The organism is Bacillus inaquosorum, from assembly GCF_023238325.1.
Taxonomy (GTDB): Bacteria; Bacillota; Bacilli; order Bacillales; family Bacillaceae; genus Bacillus; species Bacillus inaquosorum.
This window is the reverse complement of record NZ_CP096592.1, coordinates 1027312-1050819: the sequence shown is the minus strand read 5'-3', so window position 1 is coordinate 1050819 and position 23508 is coordinate 1027312. Positions and strand designations below refer to the sequence as shown.

1 protein-coding gene and 4 pseudogenes are annotated in these 23508 nt (G+C 46.5%); all 5 read right to left on the bottom strand.

Annotated features, from left to right (window positions below):
• Positions 1-878: 878 nt before the first annotated feature.
• Positions 879-3557 (bottom strand): annotated as a pseudogene (locus tag M1M80_RS21790) (beta-ketoacyl synthase N-terminal-like domain-containing protein); the annotation flags it as partial.
• Positions 3558-4151: 594 nt separating this feature from the next.
• Positions 4152-4706: pseudogene (locus tag M1M80_RS21785) on the bottom strand (polyketide synthase dehydratase domain-containing protein); the annotation flags it as partial.
• Positions 4707-4853: 147 nt separating this feature from the next.
• Positions 4854-7337, bottom strand: a pseudogene (locus M1M80_RS04985) (beta-ketoacyl synthase N-terminal-like domain-containing protein); the annotation flags it as partial.
• A gap of 132 nt (positions 7338-7469) precedes the next feature.
• A pseudogene (locus M1M80_RS21780) lies at positions 7470-8255 on the bottom strand (polyketide synthase dehydratase domain-containing protein); the annotation flags it as partial.
• The gene (locus M1M80_RS04980) at positions 8252-23434 is read right to left on the bottom strand and encodes an SDR family NAD(P)-dependent oxidoreductase (protein ID WP_104010184.1); all 15183 of its coding nucleotides are present in this window, start codon (positions 23432-23434) and stop codon (positions 8252-8254) included. The gene M1M80_RS04980 and the pseudogene M1M80_RS21780, both read right to left, overlap by 4 nt.
• Positions 23435-23508 lie beyond the last annotated feature (74 nt).

The following is a 23508-nucleotide window of genomic DNA, read 5'->3' as shown; positions in this document are numbered from 1 at the left end:
GCTGCTTTCTGTAACACCCCGGCCACCCCCATCTGGGGTAGTATCAGCCCCAGGGACCGCTCCCAGCCAATCCAGGATTCCAGATAACTGCGTTCAAGCGGAGTAGTCCATTCACCCGCCCAGAGGAAACGCGCTGGTTTCGCTTCCCGCACAGCCTGGAATAGATGGAAAAGGGGCATATAATCGCTAATGACAGCCGGATCCTCCAAAGGCCACAGATAGAGCAGGGCAAAACCCGGACCCCAGTCAGCCGCTATGCGTTGGAGGGTTTGCCGATAGGCCACGCCATCCTCTCGGTTCAACTGGTAGTGATGCGGGCTTTCCCGGCGCTCCGCCGTACCCTGCGCAACAAAAATGACCTCCGTCCCCGGATAGCGGGTTTGAAGGACGGTGCGCAACGCCTGTTGGTGCGTGGGATTGGATAGAAAACAGACCCATACCGCAGGCAGGGGCATCCGCTCATCGGTCAAGTCTTGTCGCTGCCAGCTCTCAGCGAACGTCATCAACTGGCTTTCCTCAGTAGAGGCCGCCACCTCTTCGGCAGCTTGAGGCTGCGTAGGGGCGGCTTTAGCTGTAGCCTCCCTCGCAGGAGCCAAATCCGCATCTGGTTGCGGTACCCAATAGCGCTCCAGGGCAAAAGGATAGGTGGGCAGCGGCACCCGGCTATATTGTCCGTTCGCAAACAGGGCCGGATAATCGAGTTCATACCCTTGAACAAACAAATCCGCCACCGTTGAAAGATTGTCCAAATACTCTGTATCGGACACTTGGCACTGACGAATAGATTGATTACCAAGCTGCTTAAAGGTCGGTTTTTCCCGTTGCTCCTGGTTTTTCCCGACATAAACACTGTCGGCATAACCCTTTTGAACCCAGGATAATAATGCTTGTCGGGCGGTTACTAAATCGGGGGCCACACAGGCCAGACGGTATTTAAAATGTTGACGGCCAAACAAAAGTGTATAGCTGATATTGCCACAATCCACAGACCCTACATGCTCACAATAAGTGATAAATTGCTCTACCTGTTTATGTAGACGCTCCTCGGTGCGGGCGGATAGGACAAAAAGATAAGCTGGCTTCTCTGGATGTTCCCGAATCAACTCGGGTGCCTCTTCAATTACCATGTGGGCATTGGTACCCGTCGCTCCAAAAGAACTAAGGGCGGCCCGCCGTTTAATCCCCGGTTTGACCTCCCACTCTTTTAGTTCGGTATTCACAAAAAAAGGACTGTCCTTTAATTGAATGTTGGCGTTCTCTTTCTCAAAATGAAGCGATGGCGGTATTTGCTTATGGGATAGTGACAATAGAATTTTAATTAGTCCAGATATGCCTGCGGCTAACTGTGTATGGCCGATATTGGTTTTAATAGAGCCAAGGGCACAATAGCCTTTCTGATCTGTATAGGAACGGAACGATCGGTTTAAGGCATGAAACTCAATGGGGTCCCCCAATTTCGTCCCCGTGCCATGCGCCTCAACCATCTGAATTTCTTCCGGGTTAATATCAAAAGTTTCATAAACCGACTCTTCCAAATGCTGCTGCGATCTCAGGCTGGGCGCTGTAATCCCATTAGTCGTACCATCCTGATTAATGCCTGATCCCTGAATGACACCATAAATATGGTCCCCATCCCGGATAGCATCATCAAGGCGTTTGAGTACTACAGCTCCCACCGCCTCACCTGGGACCATCCCATCGGCACGGTCATCAAAAGTAAAACAGCGCCCCTGTTGAGACAGCATCCCTGCTTTATCTGCTAAAAGATGGTACTGAGGTGTGTTATTAATATAAACACCGCCTGCCAATGCCATCTCTGTTTCTCCTGACCAAAGGCTCTGACATGACATATGTAGCGCCACCAATGAACTGGAACAGGCTGTATCAACGGCAACGGCTGGTCCTTTCAGGTTTAATAAATAGGCAATTCGTGCAGGAATTGCTGAATTTAAAGCGCCCCATAGAGCTTGAGGCGGAGGTGAGTCAACAAACAAGGAAGTATAATCCCCGCCGCCACAGCCAACATAAACACCACAATTGCGCCCTTTCACACTATCGCCAACATAACCGGCATTTTCCATCGCCTTCCATGCCTCTAGCAGAAAAAGCCTCTGTTGCGGATCCATATAGGTAGCTTCCATACCCGAAATATTGAAGAAGAGCGGATCAAACTGATCAATATCCTCCAAATAGGCCCCATAATTGCAAAATGCGGCACCCTCTCCATAATATTGGGATAAATCCCAGCGTGTCACCTTGCTCACCAGATTTTCTCCCTTAATAAGCTGTTGCCACAAAGCATCCACTGTTGGAGCTTGGGGGAAACGGCCACTCATCCCAATAATGGCAATGGGTCCATTGCCATTGGATGATTGATTCGACTTGCTAGTTTGGTTTGCCGATCGGTTTGCATAACCGTTTGTCTTGATTTTAGGGGTAGCAGGATAATTGACTACCGGTTGGGTATACTCATGATCTTCTTCCTGCGGTTGCTCCACCGTAATCTTGGAAGCAATCTCTTCTTTATAGTTCGACGTGATATAGTCTGTTAACAACTTAACCGACGTATAGTCAAACAAATCTGTCGTCTGTAATTCGATCCCCAAGGCATCATTCAGCGCCTGAATAAGTCGTACGCCAATAATGGAATCAACACCATATTCTGCAAAAGAAAGATTTTTATCTACCTTTCCCTGGCTCATTTTAAGGGAATCTGCCACCTGCTCCAGAATCATATCAGCAATATACTCTTCCACCCCTGTGACTGATAGCGATGGAGAGCTCGATGGCTTAACCGTTTCCTTGCCTTGCTTTTCCTTTTCCTTTCTCTGCAAAGGCTCGATGGAGGATTTCTTCAAGCGGATTACACCGTCACTTTCCGCAGCAATAATTTGTTGCCCCAAATTATGGGACGCTTCGGCCGGGAATAAAACAGAACGGAATCCTCCCTCTTCCAATACCTTTTGCCATGTCTCAGGATACAAACCTGGACAGCCAGGGATGCGCAAGGCAGCATCATCGTACAGCCACCAGCCATCAGTAAGGCCAAAGGTTAAATGTGTAAAGAGAGATAGCTGACTTATTTCATTGATTAATAGTAACCCGTTTTTACGCAATAGGGATTTTGTATTGGCAAGGGTTCGCTTTATATCTCGGGTGGCATGGAGCACATTTGCCGCCACCACCACATCATAAATGCCCGGCTGAAATCCTTGCTGTTCAATAGGCGCCTCTATATTAAGCGTACGATAGGTTGTATACGGATAGTCAGTATAAAAGGCTTTTTCCGCTGAGAGCAAAAAAGCCTTGGAAATATCCGTATAGCAATACTCACCAATCGCCTCGGAATTAGGAGCCAACTTTTCAAAGATGCCCGCACTTGTTCCACCGGTTCCTGCCCCTATCTCCAATATGTTTATTTTGGCGGACGGGTGTTGTTGACGCAATAAATTACAATAGTTTACTAATATAGCCGCCAGAACATCATTAAAATAATCGACAACCACATTGTTTTTATAGATCCCTTCAACCAACTCAAAGGAAGATTGGGGGAACATAGTATCCGTAGCCAGTTTCTTTCCTGTGAGGATATCTGGTAACGAGCGCATCATCGCCTCAACTAAAACCACCTGTGCCCGTGTATTGGCTTCCGCTAACCAAGGCTGTTTTTGTTCATCCCATTCCTTCCAAACGATATCCATTGGCCGTGGGGCAGGGTCCATTACAACACCTGTTTGACCATCCCAAGCCAGATATTCCTTCTCGGCTAAAAAACGGATACTCGCTTCCAACCACCGTTTATAACTTTCACGCAGTCCGTACTGCTTCGCCACATCTTTTATATGAAAATGCTTGTTTGTAAACATGCCCATTGACTGCAATTGTCGCCAGAGCAGTTTACTAAACAACCGTTCCAACTCTACCATATCCAAACCTCCTGACTCATGAAAAGATCGCCCTCTTCATATGCTTGACTCTGGCCATCACCATATTATGAATGGTTTGGTACTCAACAACTATGCACATATCTGACTTTAGATGAAAAAACAAATGCGTATTCACCGTTTCAAAGGCATATTCATTTCGATGCCGTAGATATTACATCCGTCACGCCCGGTGTCTGGGTGTCTGATAGAATCAACGATCTGTTATCAATCGCTAAATGCAGTCTTACTGCGCGCCCTTTGCCCGTTTGGCGTATCAATCCGAGCAATAGCAGGTGAGGGGATATTTGGCAATAGGCGCTGTAAATTATCCATTTGTGATTCATAAGGCGAAGACACCCTCATCACCTCATCACCAACTGATAAAACATCCGCTCCCTTCACCTGGTATCCATCTTTATTCACCCAATGAATGCTGGTCACACGCACACAAACACGTCCATCTCCTGCACAAAGCTGTATATCCCATTTCCCTTGCTGACTGTTTGGGGTGATTACTGCCCATTCAGGTTCATTAGCATGAAAATATTCAATGGTTTCACTCTGCCAGAAAATTGGCTTATCCTGAAAATCAGTATCTACCAACATAACCCGGGCGGCCTGTAAAGAAGCATTTAGCAGGACAGGTTGGGTCATCAAATGTTCTTGCAACTGATGAGCAGTATTAGACAGATGAATTTTTAGCACCAACTGGTTCTCGCCCTGATACACCTTTTCGATCACTTGATAGCCAGGACCAAAGTTTATTCCCATCGAATTTAACGATGGGTCCAAACTTTTGTTAATTTCCTGGCTGCTGGCGATCAGCGTTCCAATAGCAACAACTGGCGGCTCCAACGGTATGCGGGTAAATACCTGCCCCTGGCTGATCGGTTCATCGATGTTGGTATTATCAGACACCACGAAATTTATGACATCCTTCTCCATAAATAATCGCAAATGAACCTCGAGTGGGGAGGTTTCTATCAACAGCGGCTCAAGACAGGAGACCTCATTAAGCACCACTTGTGTTATATCTGTTATTTCCTCTCCTCCCGCCTGCAGGATAGCCTGATGAACCATTTCTATAAAAGTAGGAACGGGTAAGGCTGGTTGCCCCTTGACCATATACTCACTTAAAAGAGGCTCCCTTCCCGTAAACCGAGAGCTAAATCGCACCCCAGATAAATCCGACGTATTGTGATGCAACAAGGGATGAAGGGATGTAGGTTTATCGGTAGCGCTTGGGACATCGGGAATCCAGAAACGTTCCCGCGTAAAAGGATACGTTGGCAAGCTTAAGCGATGCGGCTGATCTTGGGGATAAAAGCTTTGCCAGTCCACATCCATACCACTAACCCATAACCGGGCAATGTGACTGAGCTTCCCCTTTTGCCGCCATTTTAGTATCACGTCTTGTCCATCTTCATCCTCGGTTAACAAGTCAAGTAATTCTGCCTTTTGTTGGGTATGCCCCCGGTAGATACCCTGCTTATTTTCTTGACCTGCCAAAAAGCTATCCAGCTTTTGTTTAAAGTCATCATGGTCCTTTACAATGAAAGCCACACGTTCTTCCAATGCGACCCGGCCGACCTGAAGCGTATAAGCCAGATCCGCTATCTTCAGGCGATTATCGTCCTCAAACTGATTGAGATAGTTCAGCAGCTTCTCACCATAAGCCAGGAGGCGTTCTTCGCTTTTAGCAGAGATCGGCACCAGCACCTTCTGATGTGATGCCCTTTGTGGCATAGGAACAGGACCTTCCTCCATAATGATATGAACATTTGTACCTGTTGCACCAAAAGAGCTAAGCCCTGCCCTGCGCGGCAAAGTGATTGTTTCGTCCCCTTTTGTGATAGTGGGTTGGTCCCATTTTTCTGTTTGTTGTTGCACATAGAAGGGGGACTCTCCAAAAGAAATATAAGGATTTAATTCTTCTGAATGCAATGATGGTACTAACGTTTTATGGTAAAGTTGCAGTGCATTCTTAATCAAACCAATAATACCGGCTGCCGATTCCGCATGACCTATGTTCGATTTGACCGATCCAATTGCACAATACTGCTTCTCCGACGTATATTGACGATAAGCCCTGATTAGCCCTTGAATTTCTATGGGATCACCTAATGAGGTGCCTGTACCATGGGCTTCCACATAGCTGATGGTACGTGGATCAATCTTGGCTTCGGCAAGACAGGAAGCAATCAAATCCCCTTGGGCTACCGGATTGGGCACTGTAATGCCACTAGCTCTCCCGCCATGATTAACAGCACTTCCTTTAATGACAGCATAGATGTGGTCCTGATCCCGGATCGCCTTGGATAAGGGCTTTAACAATACCACACCAACCCCATCACTGGATACATACCCATCCCCACCTTTGCCAAAGGTATGGCAGTAGCCATCTGAGGCATGCATATTTGCCATACCATAGGTTAGATATTTATTGGGATGAAGTGATAAGTTCACTCCTCCGGCTAATGCTACGTCACTTTCCCCTTTACGAATACTTTCGATGGCCAGATGGACGGAGACCAAAGAGGAGGAACAGACCGTATCAATGGCCATGCTTGGACCATTAAAGTTGCAAAAATATGAAACCCGATTTGCAATCGGTGCATAATTAAGCGAAAGTGGTATCGGCATTCCCTTCGCTGCCGATTCCGCCCCAATCAGGGTGTAATCTTTATGCATTACACCTACAAACACCCCAACAGGACGTGACTGATTGCCACCAGATTCGTTGGCCAACGTTTTCGGAACATAGCCGGCATCTTCAATACACTCCCAGCATATCTCCAAAAACAAACGTTCCTGAGGATCAAGAATTTCTGCTTCACGTGGGGCAATGCTAAAGAAATAGGGATCAAAGCAATCGGCATCATCGATAAAGCCACCCCATCGGGAAATGGGTTTTCCCGATGGTGAAGTAAGATGGCTAAATTGCTTCCAGTCCCAACGAGATGGAGGTACCTCTGTAATGCAATCTTTTCCGTCTACTAGATTACCCCAAAACTCAGCGATAGTAGCTGCCCCAGGAAAGCGTCCCGCCATACCGATGATCGCAATATCTTCATTCTGTTCACCGATACTTACCTTTGGTGCTGCTTTTGCTTGAAAAGCAGGATCATTAACTTCTTCACCCTGTACTTCCTTATCGTCTTCCGCTTCCTCCCAACCGGATGGCAAGGGGACATGCTCTGCAAGATAACGGGACAACTCTTGGATCGTAGCATACTCAAACAACAGAGTGGGGCTGAGTGCCACTCCAAGTTCAGACTCCACTTCTTGCATGACAGCTAAAAGCTGAGATGACTGAAGTCCAAGCTCAAAATAGCCTTGATCTGCGCGAACTTTCATCGACGCTGTATTCAAATGACGGGCAAAAATATCCCGCAACATATGCCCAAATGCTGCCTCCCTGCCATTCGACTTTATCTGCTGTTTAGGTTGCTCTGTTGCTGCTACCTCCTCTTTTGCAGCAAAGGATGGTCGAACCTGCTCCTGTAAAGCAGCATTGATCTGTCCTTTTGTCCGGATTTTTTTGCTGGTAATTCCCAGAAGCTGTCCAATCTGTTTACCCTCATCATTATAAAAAAACATATCCAACGTACAAATATCATTTACCTTTTTCACTGAGGAAGCCAGTGCTCTTACATATCCTTGTTTCTGTAAAGGAGCAGTGCAATAAAATGAGGCATAATGCAAGGGCAAATAGAGATCATCACCCTGACCCGGCTGTTCCCAAAGCGCACCTGCCGCCATGGCTGAACCATCAATTAAAGCTGGATGAAACAGATATCGGTTAGCCTCCTGCTGGTGAGCCTCATCCACCTCGATGGCAATAAGGATCCCATTATCATCCTGATAGATATCACCTTGCGCTTTTATGGCCCCGCCATGGACAAGTCCCTGCCCACGGGCCTGTTCATACACTTGATCAATATCAAATTGGCGGGTGACCGCCTTTTGAAGGCCACCCAGATCGATCGGCTCATTAAAGGTAACTGTTTCAGAATGTAATTCCGCCGTGATATACGCTACATTGTCCTGTTCGTTTTTGTACTCACTTTCCACCCTTATTTGCCAATGATTTCCCTTTTCCTCAAAAGTAATCGCCAGCGGAACGGCTCGATCAGCGCTAACCGTTAAGGGATTTAAGATAGATAAACGCTTTAACATATAATCTCTATACCCTAAGCCCAACCGTTCCGCTAATTGATACAAGAGATCAATATAGGCGAGACCGGGGAGCAATGGCTGATCAAATACTTTGTGATGTTGTATGATAGGGTGGTCCACTGTTAGTGTCAGACGAAATACTTTTGTCATCGAATCTCCCCCCAAACATTCCCTGCAAGTTGCACTTCTTCCTGCTTTACTTCTTCTTCCACTGAGGCTATTCCAGTAATCTGTCTATTCTGTAAAACCGGAGGCGTTTTTGGGGAAAGCTGACTAACTTTGTTTGGCGTGAAGGATTCTATGATGACATGATAGTTGGTCCCCCCATCTGGAAATGAACTTAAAGCGGCCGTCCGTGGCCGATTATCTGACGTTGACCACGCCACTGATTCCCGGTTAAACTGGATGCGCGATTTGGCAAAATCATAATGGTCAAAAGGCACCTTGGCAGAAAGGAAAGGTGGAATTTCCCCATGATAGACACTCAAAAGACAGCGAATAAAACTGGCCATTCCTGATGCCAAAAGCAAATGACCAATATTAGGTTTTGTAGCCCCCAGATAAACTTGGTCCAATTCCTGATTAGTGAGATCATAAGCTTCGGATAAGGCCTTAATTTCAATGGTATCCATGATGGGTGTCCCGCCTCCATTCAACTCAATATAGCCAATGTCTTGTTGTTTCTTACCACTTAGTGCCAACGCTTCTTTCATCACCTGCTTCTGGGCTTGTAAACTGGGAGATCCTGGCCCAAGCGTGCGACCATCATTATTGACGGCGATGCCTTTAACTACCCCATAGATGTGATTGCCATCTCGTATAGCATCCGATAAACGCTTAACCATTACTAAACCAATACCTTCTCCTAGAACTTCCCCCATCGACTGTTTGTCGAATATCTCAAATCTGCCATTTCGACTTAAGATATTTCGAGCGGCAAAGACGTCATGGGCCATTGGACTTAGCAACAAGCTGACAGCCCCAACCAATGCCATATCAATTCGTCCGGCACGTAGGGCATCAGCTGCCATAAGCAAGCCCGTCATGCCTGAGGAACAGGCGGTATCAACCACCATACTTGGTCCTCTAAAATCAAAAAATTTAGATATATTAGCAGCGAGATAGTTTTGGCCCATTCCCAAGATAGGATTGGCAGATTGTAAAACTTGATCCACCGGCGCTACTGGCTGCGAGCGTCCGCCGATGTAGACCCCTACCGCTTTTCCGCGCAGGTCACGATGGTCATAACCGGCATCATAGATCGTTTTAAGGCTTTCTTCCAAAAGCAAGCGTGCCTGAGGATCCATGATCGCGGCATCAGCCGGATTGATGTTGAAAAAGTCGGGATCAAATTGGTCAATACCCGTAATCCAGCCCCCATCGGCCCGCCGGCCATCTTTAGCGGTCCAGCGTGTTTTCGGTACAGGGCGTATGGCCCTCTTTTCTTGTTTAAGTAATTCCCAATATTCTTCTTTATTTGGTGCATCAGGGAATCGCGATGCAATGCCAATGATCGCCATATCCTCTTGATGTTGAGGCACAAGCTTGTCTGAAACAGCTGGTTCGGAAGATACTTTTACTTCCTTATCTGCTTTTGTAGTCGATTGCGTCTGAAACGCTGCACCATGATGTTCTGTTAAGTAATCGGCTAAAGCAGCAATAGTATCACGTTCCAATAACAAGGAAGGAGGTAGTGTCTGACCGATTTCTCCCTGTATGATTTGCACAATTTGGGCTATGATAATTGAATCCACCCCATATTCAGCAAAGGAAGTTTGCTCATCTGGAGTTTTTGCTAGCTTTAATTCTTTTTGGAAGAGCTGTTTTAACCATTTCATGACTCCTGCGCGCTCTCCCATGACCGTCTTCTCCATTCTTTGGCCAGCCACTTCCTTCCTTATTGCCGTTGGATGCCCGGATACCGGTCTTTTTAGATAGAGGAGTTCATCCGATGCAAAGCGTACTGGATCAATGACAGCTGGCATACAGACCGGCTCATGAAGTTGCCGTACGACCTCCATCAGGTGTAAACCATCTTCCGTATTGTGGGATTGAAGCCCGGACATCACATATGCTGGGGTTTCCATACCGCCTGCCGCCATACCCGTTTCCTTCCATGCCGGCCATTGGATAGACTGAAAACAGGCCTTCCCTTGACCTGCTTGATAAGCGGCATAAAAATCCATATAGGCATTTGCCATTGCATAATCACTCTGACCTGCTGCCAGAAAAGGAATGACACTTGCGACCGATGAAAAAAGCAGGAAAAACGCTAACGGTTCATCTGCCAGCGCTTTGTGCAGATGAGTTAATCCTATTATTTTCGGTTCACAAACCGCCTGCATTTCCTGGATCGTTTTTTTAATGAAGGAAGGATTTTCTCCTTTTATACCTGCACAGTGAAACACGCCGGTTATCGGCCCCATTTGCTGGTGAATTTTGTTTACCATCAGCTTCAGGCCCTCAGAATCCGTTAACGCGGTATGATCATAAAGCACCTGTATTCCTTGATCCTTTAGAGATTTTAAATGACGAACCTTATGGGCAAGGGGACTGTTCTCTTCCTTTGCGAGAACCTCAGACCACATGGACTGATCTGGCAAGGCCTCTCGTCCCATAATCACCAGATGTTTGGCGCCTTGACTTATAACCCGTTCCGCAATTTGTGCTCCAATCCCTCGGGAACCTCCCGTAATTAAAATGACATCTTCTTCGTTATAGGCTGTCATAGCTGGTTCTTCCGGTTTTGATACTTCCATCATTTCAGGCAAAAAGCGTTGGCCTTGACGGTAACAATATTCTGTGATCCCCGTTTGTTGACAGAATGTCTCTTTCACTTGCACCCATAGACGATGCGAATCTTCTGCGGTACAATCGCTATCCATGGTGATAAATGGCGTTTGCTTATATTCCGCCCCCAACATTCGATATAATCCCGCTAGACGGGCACCTTGTAAGGTCGGTTGCTCAATCTGCAAGGATTGCAGACTGTAAGTGACCTGCATCACCTTCCAGCCAGCTTGCCCTTGGTGGGTAATCAAGTGTTGCAAAAAGGTGATTTTGCCCCATTCGATCCGAGTGTCCTGTTCATATTCTCCATCATAAGCCGTTAGATCGATCATTCCTTGGAAGGCAGGCCCCTCAATTATCTGTTTTAGCTGTTGATAGAGTGTCTCCCCTGCTTCCTGACTGTAATAATCGGTTGCCACTCCCTGATTAGCTACTTCACCATGCACAACCGGGATAATATTCACATCCTGATCTGCCAACATAGGCTTAATCATCTGAATGGTTGGGGAAGTTGTAAGAACAATCAGTGTCCCTATCAATGGCATTCTTTCTCCCTGTGCTGGGTCTTTGCGCCATGTTTTACGAAAAATCTTTTTCTCTATAGCAGATGGTTGAGTTACAGCTTGTACATTCCCTGTTTCCTTAACCCAGTAGCGTTCCCGGGCAAAGGGATAAGTAGGAAGACTGATGCGCTTGGGCCTTTTTGATGCATATAGCTCGTCCCAATCAATAGGCATTCCATTTACCCACATACTGATCAACTTGTGGTATTTGCCTTTGTGCAGCCAATGGGATAATGTCTCATGAAAATCATCATCAGCCTGTAAGGCGGCCATTGGTCCTTTTTGTTTGGTAGCTTGTCCTCTGTACAAGCCAGCAATCCCTTGTTTTCCATTCAAATATTCCTTAAGTTTCTCACTAAGCTCCTGAATGGACGTTACTAACAGACCCAATCGTTCCTCCATGGCATCGCGCCCCACTTGCAGCGTATAAGCCAGATCCGCCAAAACTCCATCATCATAGTCTCCTTTGTGAATGGCCAACCATAAGTTTTGTGCCTGCTCTTTTAACCGGCTGTCATCCTTTGCTGATAGGAGGATGATCGCGGGGGCGTGAGATAAAGCACTGCCCTCAGTCGATGCGGTTTTTGATGGGATATATTCTTCAATCACCACATGCGCATTGACGCCGCCAAAACCAAAGGAACTAACACCAGCACGGCGGGGGAGATCGTTTCCCTCTTGATCTTTAAGGGCTGTCCATTCACGATTGCTTTGGACAATGTAGAAGGGACTATCTTCTAATTGGATATAAGGATTGATCACATCAGCATGCAGGCTTTTAACCAGCTTTTTATGCTTAAGTTGCAACAATAGTTTAAACACACCAGCAATCCCCGCCGCCAGTTCCAAATGCCCAATATTGGATTTAATGGATCCTAATCCACAATGAGCATCCTTCACCGTTGGCTCACCAGTCGCTGCGTACAGATGGGCAAAAGCAGTCTTTAATCCATTGATCTCAATAGGATCACCAAGTTCGGTTCCTGTGCCATGGGCTTCAATATAGGTGACCGTTCGGGGATCAATGCCCGCTTTTTGATAGGCATCAATCAACAGATCGCTTTGTGCCTTGGGATTAGGAGCTGTTAAGGAATTGGCACGTCCTCCATGATTGACAGATGTTCCCTTAATGACGCCATAAATGTGATCCCCCGCACGCTCAGCATCTTCCAGCTTCTTAAGGAAAATCATGCCGATTCCTTCTCCGCGTACATAGCCATTTGCCTTCTCTGAGAAGGTTTTACAGCGGCCATCCTCTGACAGCATATTGGCCTTGCTAAAGCTAATATGCAATTCTGGCGTCAAAATAAGATTGACACCTCCTGCAATGGCTGAATCACAATACCCGTTTTGAATGGCATTTACGGCACGGTCAATTGCCACCAACGAACTGGAACACGCTGTATCGATCGGTTCACTCGGCCCATGAACATTAAGGAAATAGCTCATTCGATTGGGGCCCATAGCCGCTGCCATACCAGTTGCTGAATAACCTTCAAGGGCTGATTCGGCCTTTTTTATCACACTCCCATATCCGCTATATCCCATTCCCGCAAAGATGCCTATCTTTGAACCGGAAAGACGTTGTGGCGCATAGCCTGCATCCTCAATGGCTTTCCAAACATACATCATAAGCAGGCGTTGCTGCGGATCCATTAACTCAGCCTGACGCGGGGAGATACCGAAGAACAGCGGATCAAACTGATTAACCCCGTCAATGAAAGCACCCCATTTTACATTAGTCTTATTCGTCTCTTTAAGAGGATCACCGTCATATTCCCGCCAATCCCAGCGATCATTTGGGATCTCTGTTATACAATCCTTACCTGCCACAAGATTTTCCCAGAAGTCATCCAAATCTTTTCCTCCAGGGAAAAGCCCACTCATTCCAACAATGGCAATATCATTGTTTTCCTGTTGTTGTCTAGCTGGAGGCTTTGTTGCAACCCTCTCATCAGCCTTCTTTTCAGAAGAGCGGGGTTGATGATGATCCGCCACCTGTTCAGTCACTGCCGGCAAGGTTTGTGGCATTGTAGCTTTCACACGGTCAAAATGAGCTTTTAGAACGGCGTGATGCGTTTGACTCAAATAGTCTGCCAAATCACGCAGCGTATTGTGCTCAAAGAAAATGGTAGGCATCAATTCCAGCTGATAACGCTGGTTCAACTCATTTGCCAGCTCTGAGAAGGTAATCGAGTCAAATCCATATTCATCAAGTCCCGTTTGCGCATCTAACTCATCCATCTGAACGTGGATCAATTGAGAAACTACATCAAACAAAGCTGCTTCCATGCATTCCCGCAGATTAACGGAAGCCTGCGCTTGGCTAACTGATGTTTCCTTTTGAACCTGAACCGTCTTCGGCTCTTTTTTAGGAGGGATCATTCGCTGCCTCATCCGCTCAGCGTTCCCGGACATCACAAGTACCTGCGCTATATCTAAAGCGAAAGCACGATAAAAAGCCTGTATACCCGTTTCATTCAATAAGGGGACAAGTCCTAGTTGCCCGCGCATCATCTGTTCTGTTGATTCATCGATAGTCATGCCGCCATTTTTCCAATATGGCCAATTAATGGAGAGCGTCCGGCCATTACGCTGTTTTACTGCCACCAGACGGCTGCGCCAGTGCATATAGTGATCCATAAAAGCATTGGCGGCTGCATAATCCGCCTGGCCAACACTGCCCCACACCGCCGAGCCAGATGAAAAGCAGAGGAAGAAATCCAACGGAACGTTTTGTGTGGCCTGATCCAAGAGAATTAATCCTTCTACTTTGGCTGTCATCACCTCTTGAAGCTCCGCTTTCGTCTTATGGCGAATCAGGCTGTCCTGAACCACACCCGCACTATGAATAATCCCATGAATGGCACCATGTTTCTGTTGTATGTCACTAATTAATGCTTTAACTGCATTGCCATCCGATACATCAGCACATTCGTATACCGCATGAATGTTGGAAGGGATAGTCATAAGAGCTGCTTTTTGACGATGATCTAAAGGGGAGCGTCCCACAAGAATCACTGTGGCTTGGTCAACCTGATTGGCAATCTCTTTTGCAAACAACAGCCCTAGACCACCTGTGCCCCCTGTAATCAGATAGGTACAGCCATTTTTAAAGGGGACGGTATCCATGTTTGTCTGGGAAGTGATATCATCCCATTTCATAACCCATCGTTGCCCTTGTGTATAACGGATATGCTGATCCTGACATTTTATATTTTCCTCCAGAATATCCTCTATATCGGAGAGCTCATCTACTTCAATCAACTGGCCAAAGACATGGGGATGTTCCAATTGACCAGTTTTTAGCATTGCGGCAAGCCCCTTGAGGGATCGTTGATCATTGACTGCGGGAATCACCAGCTGCATACATTGTCGTTGCTTGCGGCCGACGTGAATCATGGATTGCCATTCGTTGAGTACCTGATTTGCAAAATCAATATACCGTTCTGCAGCCCCAACTTTTTCTGATTGTAACCAACGGTAATCAGTGTGCTTCACCATCGAGGTCCCAGGAGCTTGCTCAAACCCACAAAACAGCACAATGCGTTGTTCATAAGGTGCTTTTTCTTTTTCTTTATCCGGATCAACCGGCTGTTTATGCCAGATTGGAGCCAATAGCAATGTGTCAGCCTTCTGGGTTCCCTGTCCCCGGTCGAACGCTCTTAGGGAGAATCCTTTTAGTTTGGCGCACAGACGGCCCGCATCATCACAAAGATCGATATCCAGTTTAAGTACTTCATCCTCCGCTTTATTTCCTTCACTATACTGAATGACCGACCACATACGTGGGGCACACGGTCCATAAATCACCGCTTCTTCTAAGGCAAAAGGAATACGAGGAGATGGGTAACCCTCGGTACTATCCATCATTCCTAATGCCGCCTGTAATGCCGAATCCATCATTCCCGGATGCCATACAAAATCATTTAATGCCGCTTGCGCCTCCTGTGGAAGTTCCAGTTTGGCAAGGACCTGATCATCCCCAATATACATCGCTTCAATTCCCTGATGACTTGGTCCATACATTAACCCAGCCTCTTGATAAGCTTTATATGCCTCATTCCGGGATAGTATTTTCCGATTACAAGCTTTTATAAGAGCCGGTATATCCAACGTAGGGGTTTTTTCAGCTTTATGGAAAACAGCACGGCCCCGATGATAAATTACATCGTCAGACGTATCATGACGCATATCATATACAATCTCACCATCCTGCGAAACCGATAAGGTGACACGCATCTTTTGTGGCTCGTCTTCAACAATGAAAGGCTTTAACCAGACCATCTTATGTAAACAGATGGTCATCTCCCCCGGTTGGGCCACTTTTTCAACTGCCGCCCGGGCCATTTCCAAATAAGCCATCCCTGGCATCATCCGCTTCTTTTGCACCAGATGGTCTTTAAGAAAGCTTTCGCTTCCAGCAAACGTGGAACGAAACTGAATGCCCTGTAGGTTAGACGTGTTCTCCTGCAGCAGGGGATGGAGGACAGTCCTTTGTGTTGCTTCCACTGTTTTCTCCGTGTCCTCCCACCGTTCATAATATTTCTTAGCAAAAGGGTAGACTGGCAAGTGAATACGCAACGGCTTTTCATATCCATATAAAACATCCCAATCGATATCCATGCCCTCTGCCCAGACCTGAGCAATCTTGGTCAACTTGCCTTTTGCCGCCAATTGCATTATCGCTACTTTTAGGTCTTCATCGTCCCGTTCCAGCAGCCCAGCAGTGCTTGCCCCTTTTTGCTGCTGTCCCTGCCAGGTACTGGCATGTGCCTTTCCTGCGCAAAAGTCACTTAAAGCTCTAATAAGGTCACTCATATCATTTACCAAAAACACAACTCGCTCTGCCATTGCTTCCCGGCCAGTTTGCAGCGTATAGGCCAGTGATGATAGACGAAGGTGTTGCAACTGCCCCTCCTGCTCTTTCTTGTTTAGGTAGGCCAATAACTTCTCAGCATATGCCTGTAAACGATCCTTTTTTCGTGCAGATAATGGAATTAACATAGAGCCCCCATCCTTATATTCCTTCACTTCACTTGGCTTATATTCCTGTACCACCAGATGCACGTTGGTTCCGCTATGCCCAAAAGAATTTACCGCAGCAAGTAACGGTTTATCCCGAGGGGGAACCCAATCCACCGTTTCTGTGTTGATATAAAATGGGGACTGCTGCAAGGCAATCAACGGGTTTAAGGTGTTAAAGTTTATTAACCTAGGAATCTGCCGATGTGTCATTGATAACAGTACCCGCATTAAACCTATGACACCAGCAGCCGCGCCGGTATGACCAATCGAGGATTTAGTGCTGCCAATGGCGCAATAATGCTCTTTCGACGTAAAGCGCTTAAAGGTACGAATCAGCGCATTCACTTCAATGGGATCACCCAATTTGGTTCCTGTACCATGTGCCTCAACATAAGAAATATCACTGGGTTGAATATCGTATTTTTTATAGACATCCATCAACAACCGCTCCTGTGCCAAGCCGTTGGGTGCTGTTATACCATTGCTAGCCCCATCCTGATTCATACCCGATCCAACAATCACACCGTAAATGGCGTCGCCGTCGGCTTCAGCTTGATGAAGCGGTTTCAAAACAACAATCCCCACTCCCTCTGATAAAACAGTGCCATCTGCTTTTTCATCAAAAGTGAAGCATTTCCCCGTTGGAGATATCATATCTATGCCGGACAAAGCAACAAGCGAAGTGGTGTCCAGCTTGGCATAAACCCCGCCGGCAATGGCCAAGGTAGTCTCCCCCCTGCGTAAACTTTCACAGGCTAGATGAATGGCTGCGGCTGAAGATGAACAGCCAGTGTTCACTACCATGGCCGGTCCCATTAAGTTAAGATAATAAGATAGGCGGGAGGCAACAATAGCATCTGATGAGCCTGTAAAAGATTCATGGTAATAATTAGCCGGCTCTGCCCCAATAAATACTCCAACAGGGACTTCCGCAAGACTTTTCGGATTATATCCGGCATCTTCAAGCGCCTTCCAGCTTTCTTGCAAAATCAGCCGTTGGTGGGGACTCATCGACGCCGCTTCACGGGGTGAAATATTAAAAAAGAGCGGATCAAAGGCGTTCTTCTCAGCTAAAATCCCACCCCATTTACTATAGGTTTTTCCCGGCTGTTTCACCTTGTCATAATATTTTCCTTGATCCAAGTAATTGGCGGGAAGTTCATGTACCCCGTCATGCCCCTTTTTGAGATGTTCCCAGAAGGAGTGCAAATCCGGCGCATCAGGAAACTGACCCGCCATTCCTACTACAGCAATGGCCTGCGTGTTATCTTTCTCCGGCTTGGGCTTTTCTGAACTAATTTGAATGGGAACCGTTGGCTTCTCCTGTGCCTGTCTTGAGCTGCCAACCTGCAGTTGAGTTACTATGTGCTCTTGATATACATCCGCGATATATTCCGCCAGACGATGAACTGATGTATAGTCAAATAAAATCGCACTATTTAGATCTATCTTGAATACCTCATTCAACTGTTTGACAAAGGCAACACCCAGGATGGAATCCACCCCATATTCAGAAAACGCCACATCTGGTGAAATGCGGTCTTTGCTTACCTTAAGGGCGATGGCCAGTTGCTCAATCATGGTGGCTTTCACATAATCGGCGATCTGTTTATCCGATAAATTCACCTTAGTGATCGCTTGGGGGATAACCCTGTGATCCATGGGTACCATGGGCTCTTCTTTGTATTTTTCTTCTTGTGTCACAGGCAGTCTAACCCAACCATCGCTTTCAGCCACAATAATCCGCTGACCATTGTTAGGTCCTTGCTCCCCTAAAAAGGCTACCTGTCTAAAGCCCTCCTCTTCCATCACTCTTTGCCAGGTTGGGGCGGCGATTAATGGCGATCCCTCAATGCGCAATTGATCATCTTGAAAGAGCCACCAGCCATCCAATAGGCCGAAGGTTACCGTGGCAAATAGATTTTTTTGCGTCATTTCATTTAAAAGGATCAACCCATTTGGTTTTAGAACCGCTTTCACCTGTTGAAGGGTGTGGCGAATGGCTTGGGTAGCATGGAGTACATTACTAGCGATAAGAATATCATAAGAACCGGCCGCAACCCCTTGCGCTGACGCCGATTGCTCCACATTCCAAGTTTGAAAAGTCAAATTAGGATAAGTTGTACCATACTGTTCTTCTGCAAACAAAAGAAAAGATTTGGAAATATCGGTATAGACATAATCCACATGGGTAGAATAAGCCTCAATTCGTTTTAAGACAATGGCACTCGTTCCCCCGGTCCCCGCTCCCGCTTCAATAATCCGAATGCGCTCACGGGGATGCTTAGCGATCCGCCTCTGAATATAGGCCTCCAGAACATCAGCCAATGTAAGATTAAAATAATCGGCAATGGAATTCCCTTTATAGATTCCTTCAACGCTTTGAATGGATGTATTGGGAAAAAGCACTTCTGTCGCTAAAATCCGGCCTGTCAGGATATCGGGCAGCTTTCTAAGACAGGAATCCAACAGCATTGTCTGAACCTTCCAGTCCTGATTATTGGCATATTCGGTTACGGTCGTCTGCCAATCCTGCCAAATTGTTTCCACTGGCTTTGCATCTGCAACTGTTGTCACCTGATCCGCCTCATAATGAATATACCCATGATCTGCCAAAATGCGTAAACACTCGGCTAGCCAGCGCTGATATTTTTCCGTTATATCACTGTTGTTGATTATATCCGTTATATTGATCGTTGTGCCCTTTGGCGGAAGACCGAGACGGCTCAACTGCACAAAGAGTACATTTGCCACTCTTGCTTCCATCTGAGCTGCCAGCCTGTTTCCCTCTTGAGGTTCTCCTTGATAAATTCTATCCGTCCATTGTGACGATAATACATTGAGCATAGGTTCCGTCGTCGGGGGATAAATCGTCACTCTCCCTGATTTAACCTTCATCATTTCCTTTAAGGATGGAGTCGGTCTTAGACATAGGCTTTGTTCAAGCAGACCTTTGGTTAGAAGATCTACACTATGAACAAAACAGTCAAATCCTTCCTTGTCTTCCAAAGCGCTAGTCCGATCTTCCAAAAATGTCCCTGCAACTGACGACTGCCAAAAACCCCAATTAATTGAACCGACCGGAAAGCTTGACCGATTTTTCAGGCTGCGCACCAAGGCATCCGCAAATGTCACCCCAGCGGCATAAGCAGAAAACTTGGAAGCACCCGAGAAGGCGTAGGCTTGCCCAGAAGAAAAATAAAGCATAAAATCCAGATCTTCACCCGCCAAAGCCGAATAAAAGGATAATCCCCCTAACGTTTTCACATTAAGAATATCTAAAAACTCAGCTTCTGTCGTTTGGCGAATGGTATTTTCAAAGGAAAACACCACCCCCGAAAAAATGGCGCCATGAATAACTTTATACTGCTCTTTTATCAGTTGTACTGCCCGCTTCATCTGCGCCTCATCCGTTACATCCGCCTGAATATACGAAAGGGAACCAGATCCGCCTTGAAAGGCCGCCATCTTTGTCTGGATCGCATGGTCCTTCTCTGGTGTTCGGCCAACCCAAATCACCTGAGCCCCAAAGTCTGCCATTAGATAACGGGTGATAACCTGGCCGATGGTGCCGCTTCCCCCAACGATCACATATACACCTTTTTCCCTAATAGCACCCGTTTCCTGTTGCGTCACATCTTCCATTTCATAAAAGACCTGGTGATAACGCCGTCCCTGCTTTAGCTTAATTACTTCACCACGGTGAGAGGGCGGTTCACAGACAATTTTTTCGATGAGTTCTGCTCTGGGTGCTTGAATATCAACAAAAGAAAGATCCAAATTGCGTATCCGCAACCGATGCTCACCCTGTGCCGCAGAGTAGACAAGCCCCGTAACGCCACCTCCATAGGGATTGACCGGTTGTTCGCTCAATGAATAATTATCCAAGGTCAAAATATAGCAATCGATCGGCTTACCCGTAGATTGACTGTCGTTTAGTCTTTTAATTAGACGCAACAGAGGCACCTCATTGCGCATCTGGCTTTGTTTTATATTTTGAGAGTGAACTGAATCATACACTAAAGCATGTTCCGCCAGAAAATAGAGACCGTCTATTTCCCCACAATCAGCCAAGCTTCGATCGAAAGCAGTGTCATCATGAATGTCACACTCCCAATGGTCAGTAGCACGTCGCTCGGTGGTGGTTCCCAGACAGATTTGAATGATACGTGGCATAGAAGAACATGTATGATAATAATTGATTATTGCCTCTTTTAATGAAGCTGCTGACTTCTCATAGACGATAACCACCTGTTGATGATGATGTTGTTCATTAGGCACTGCTTGCGCTTCTTCCCAAACCGGCAAATACATGCACCCTTCCACAGAAGGGGGTTGAACCTCCTGATTCGATGCTTCCTTTCGGGATCGGGTGCTAATAGGTTGTTCCGCTACCTTTTCAACATCCGAAAACCAGCATGTTTGCCGAGCAAAAGGATATGTAGGCAGGCTGATGCGATAGGGTGTACCATTAGGGTAAAGTATATTCCAATCCACATGGAGGCCTTTTACCCACAATTGCAGCAACTGATCATATTTTCCTTTTTGCAACCATGTTGCGATGATGGTCTTCATATCATCGTCCGCTGACATCGTCGATAATACAGCTTTGCCTGACTGGGCTGTCCCATGAAAGACCCCATTGTTCTCTTTTCCATCCAGAAAAGCCTTTAATTTCTCTTTAAGTTTGCTCATGGTGACTGCAGTTAAAGCCAACCGCTCTTCCATGGCCTCCCTGCCCACTTGTAGTGTATAGGCCACATCCATTAAGTCGCGATCATTATCAGATTCAATCGCTTCTAGTAAGCGCTCAACCTGCTGTTGAAGTGCCGTGACATCTTTGGCAGAGAGGACAATAAGCGCAGGGTGGGGATACCCATGATGATCCATCGTTTTTTCTTGATTATATTCCTCTACCACCACATGGGCATTGGAACCACCTGCGCCAAAAGCTGAAATACCCGCACGCCTTGGATATTTCTTTTTCTCCCCTTCTAAATCTATTACTGGTCTTTCCCATCCCTCTAAGATTTGTTGCACTTTAAAAGGCGTCTCGTCAAAGTCAATATGCGGATTTAAGACTTGGGTATGTAGGGAGGGAACCCGTTTCTTATATTTCATTTGCAGTAACACTTTGGTTAATCCAGCAATCCCCGCCGCACCCTCGCAGTGACCGATGTTTGACTTTACCGAGCCAATAGAGCAAAACTGACGATCAGCGGTATAGACATCAAAAGCTTTTTTCAACCCGGTGATTTCAATCGGGTCTCCAAGGGCCGTCCCCGTGCCATGGGCTTCGAGATAGGTGATGGTTCGCGGATGGACATTCGCTTGAGCTAAGGCCCGTTCGATCACCTTTGCCTGGGCATTTGGGTTAGGAACGGTATATCCATTGGTCTTACCGCCATGGTTCACCGCTGTGCCTTTAATCACACCATAAATATGATCCTGATCGCGGATCGCCTGAGCCAGCGGTTTTAAAAATACCGCCCCTACACCTTCACCGGGAACATACCCATCTCCCCCCTCCCCAAAACTTTGGCACCGACCATTGCTTGATGCAAAGTTTCCTTGGCCAAGCAATAAATACTTATTGGGGTGAATGGATAAATTAACCCCTCCGGCAATTGCCAGTTCACATTCCCCTCGCAAGATGCTTTGACATGCGAGGTGAAGGGAAGTTAAGGAGGATGAACACATGGTGTTAACCACCATGCTCGGCCCTGTCAAATTAAAAAAGTAGGAAACCCGGTTGGCAATTGCCGATAAGTTACTGCCAAGGGCAAGGGCATTCCCCTTAGCTTGTTCCTGGGCACCATACAATGGATACTCCTCATACATCGCACCCACAAAGACGCCCACCGCATCGGTGGAGCGTAAAGCTTCCCGGGAGTAGCCGGCATCCTCTAATGTCTCATAAACACATTCTAAAAACAGGCGTTCCTGTGGATCCAGCACTTCTGCCTCTCTGGGGGAAATATTAAAAAAGAGCGGATCAAATTGATCAACACCCTCAATAAATCCGCCCCATTTGCTATTAATTTTGCCTGGTTTATGCTTGTCCTCATCAAAATACAGTCGATGATCCCATCGATCTGGACTGATTTGGGTGATACTATCTTTTCCCGCCTGAAGATTTTCCCAAAATTGCTTAATACTACGGGCACCGGGATATCGTCCCGCCAGCCCAATAACGGCAATCCCATCCTCCTCCGCCAAAAGGACTTTTTCAGCCTGATGGTTTTCCGATTCCTCCCTTTCTTTTAAAGGGAGCGACGGTTGCAACTCATATGACCTTGCAGCCACCGTCTCTTCGATACCGAAAAGTTTAATCAGCGTGTGTGAATGGGCTTTTACCAGATAGTCAGCCAACTCTTGAATCGTTTGGTATTCAAAAAACAGAGTTTTAGATAAAGGTCCAAAATGCTCTTCCAGCTGCCGGGTCAGTTTCATAATCATAACGGAATCAATGCCATAATTCTCTAAAGGCGCATCCGCAGCCAGCCGTTCCAGCGGTATTTCCAATACAGCGGATAAACGCTTTTTAAGATAGTCAACCGCTATTATCCCCAGCTGATCTGTTTTTCGGTAAAAAGCATGCCCTTTTTGTACACTATCAATATGCTGTGCTACATACGAAGCCAGCCCTTTCAAGGAGCCTTGTGCCATGATCTGCGCAGGCGTCAACTCCAGATGATAGTGGTGATAGAGGCAGTCGGCAAATTGCTTAAGCGACACCTGATCCAGACCGAACTCTAACCATTCCGTATCTTCGCTAATATCTACTGTCTCTATATTGAGTATATCCATCAGGATTTGCTGCAGCTCTTTTAGCGGCTCAGCTATGGGAGTTGATGAAAAGAGTTTTGTCATTCGCTTAACGGCCTCTTCCTCGCTTATTGATTTGTTTTTAATTTTCCTGTATAAGGACTTAACCGTGTGTTCCAAGTCATCTTCACCTCTTATTAAAGAGTTTTAACCTGACGGTGGTGAGATTGAAGCAGTTGCATAAATTCCTTTTC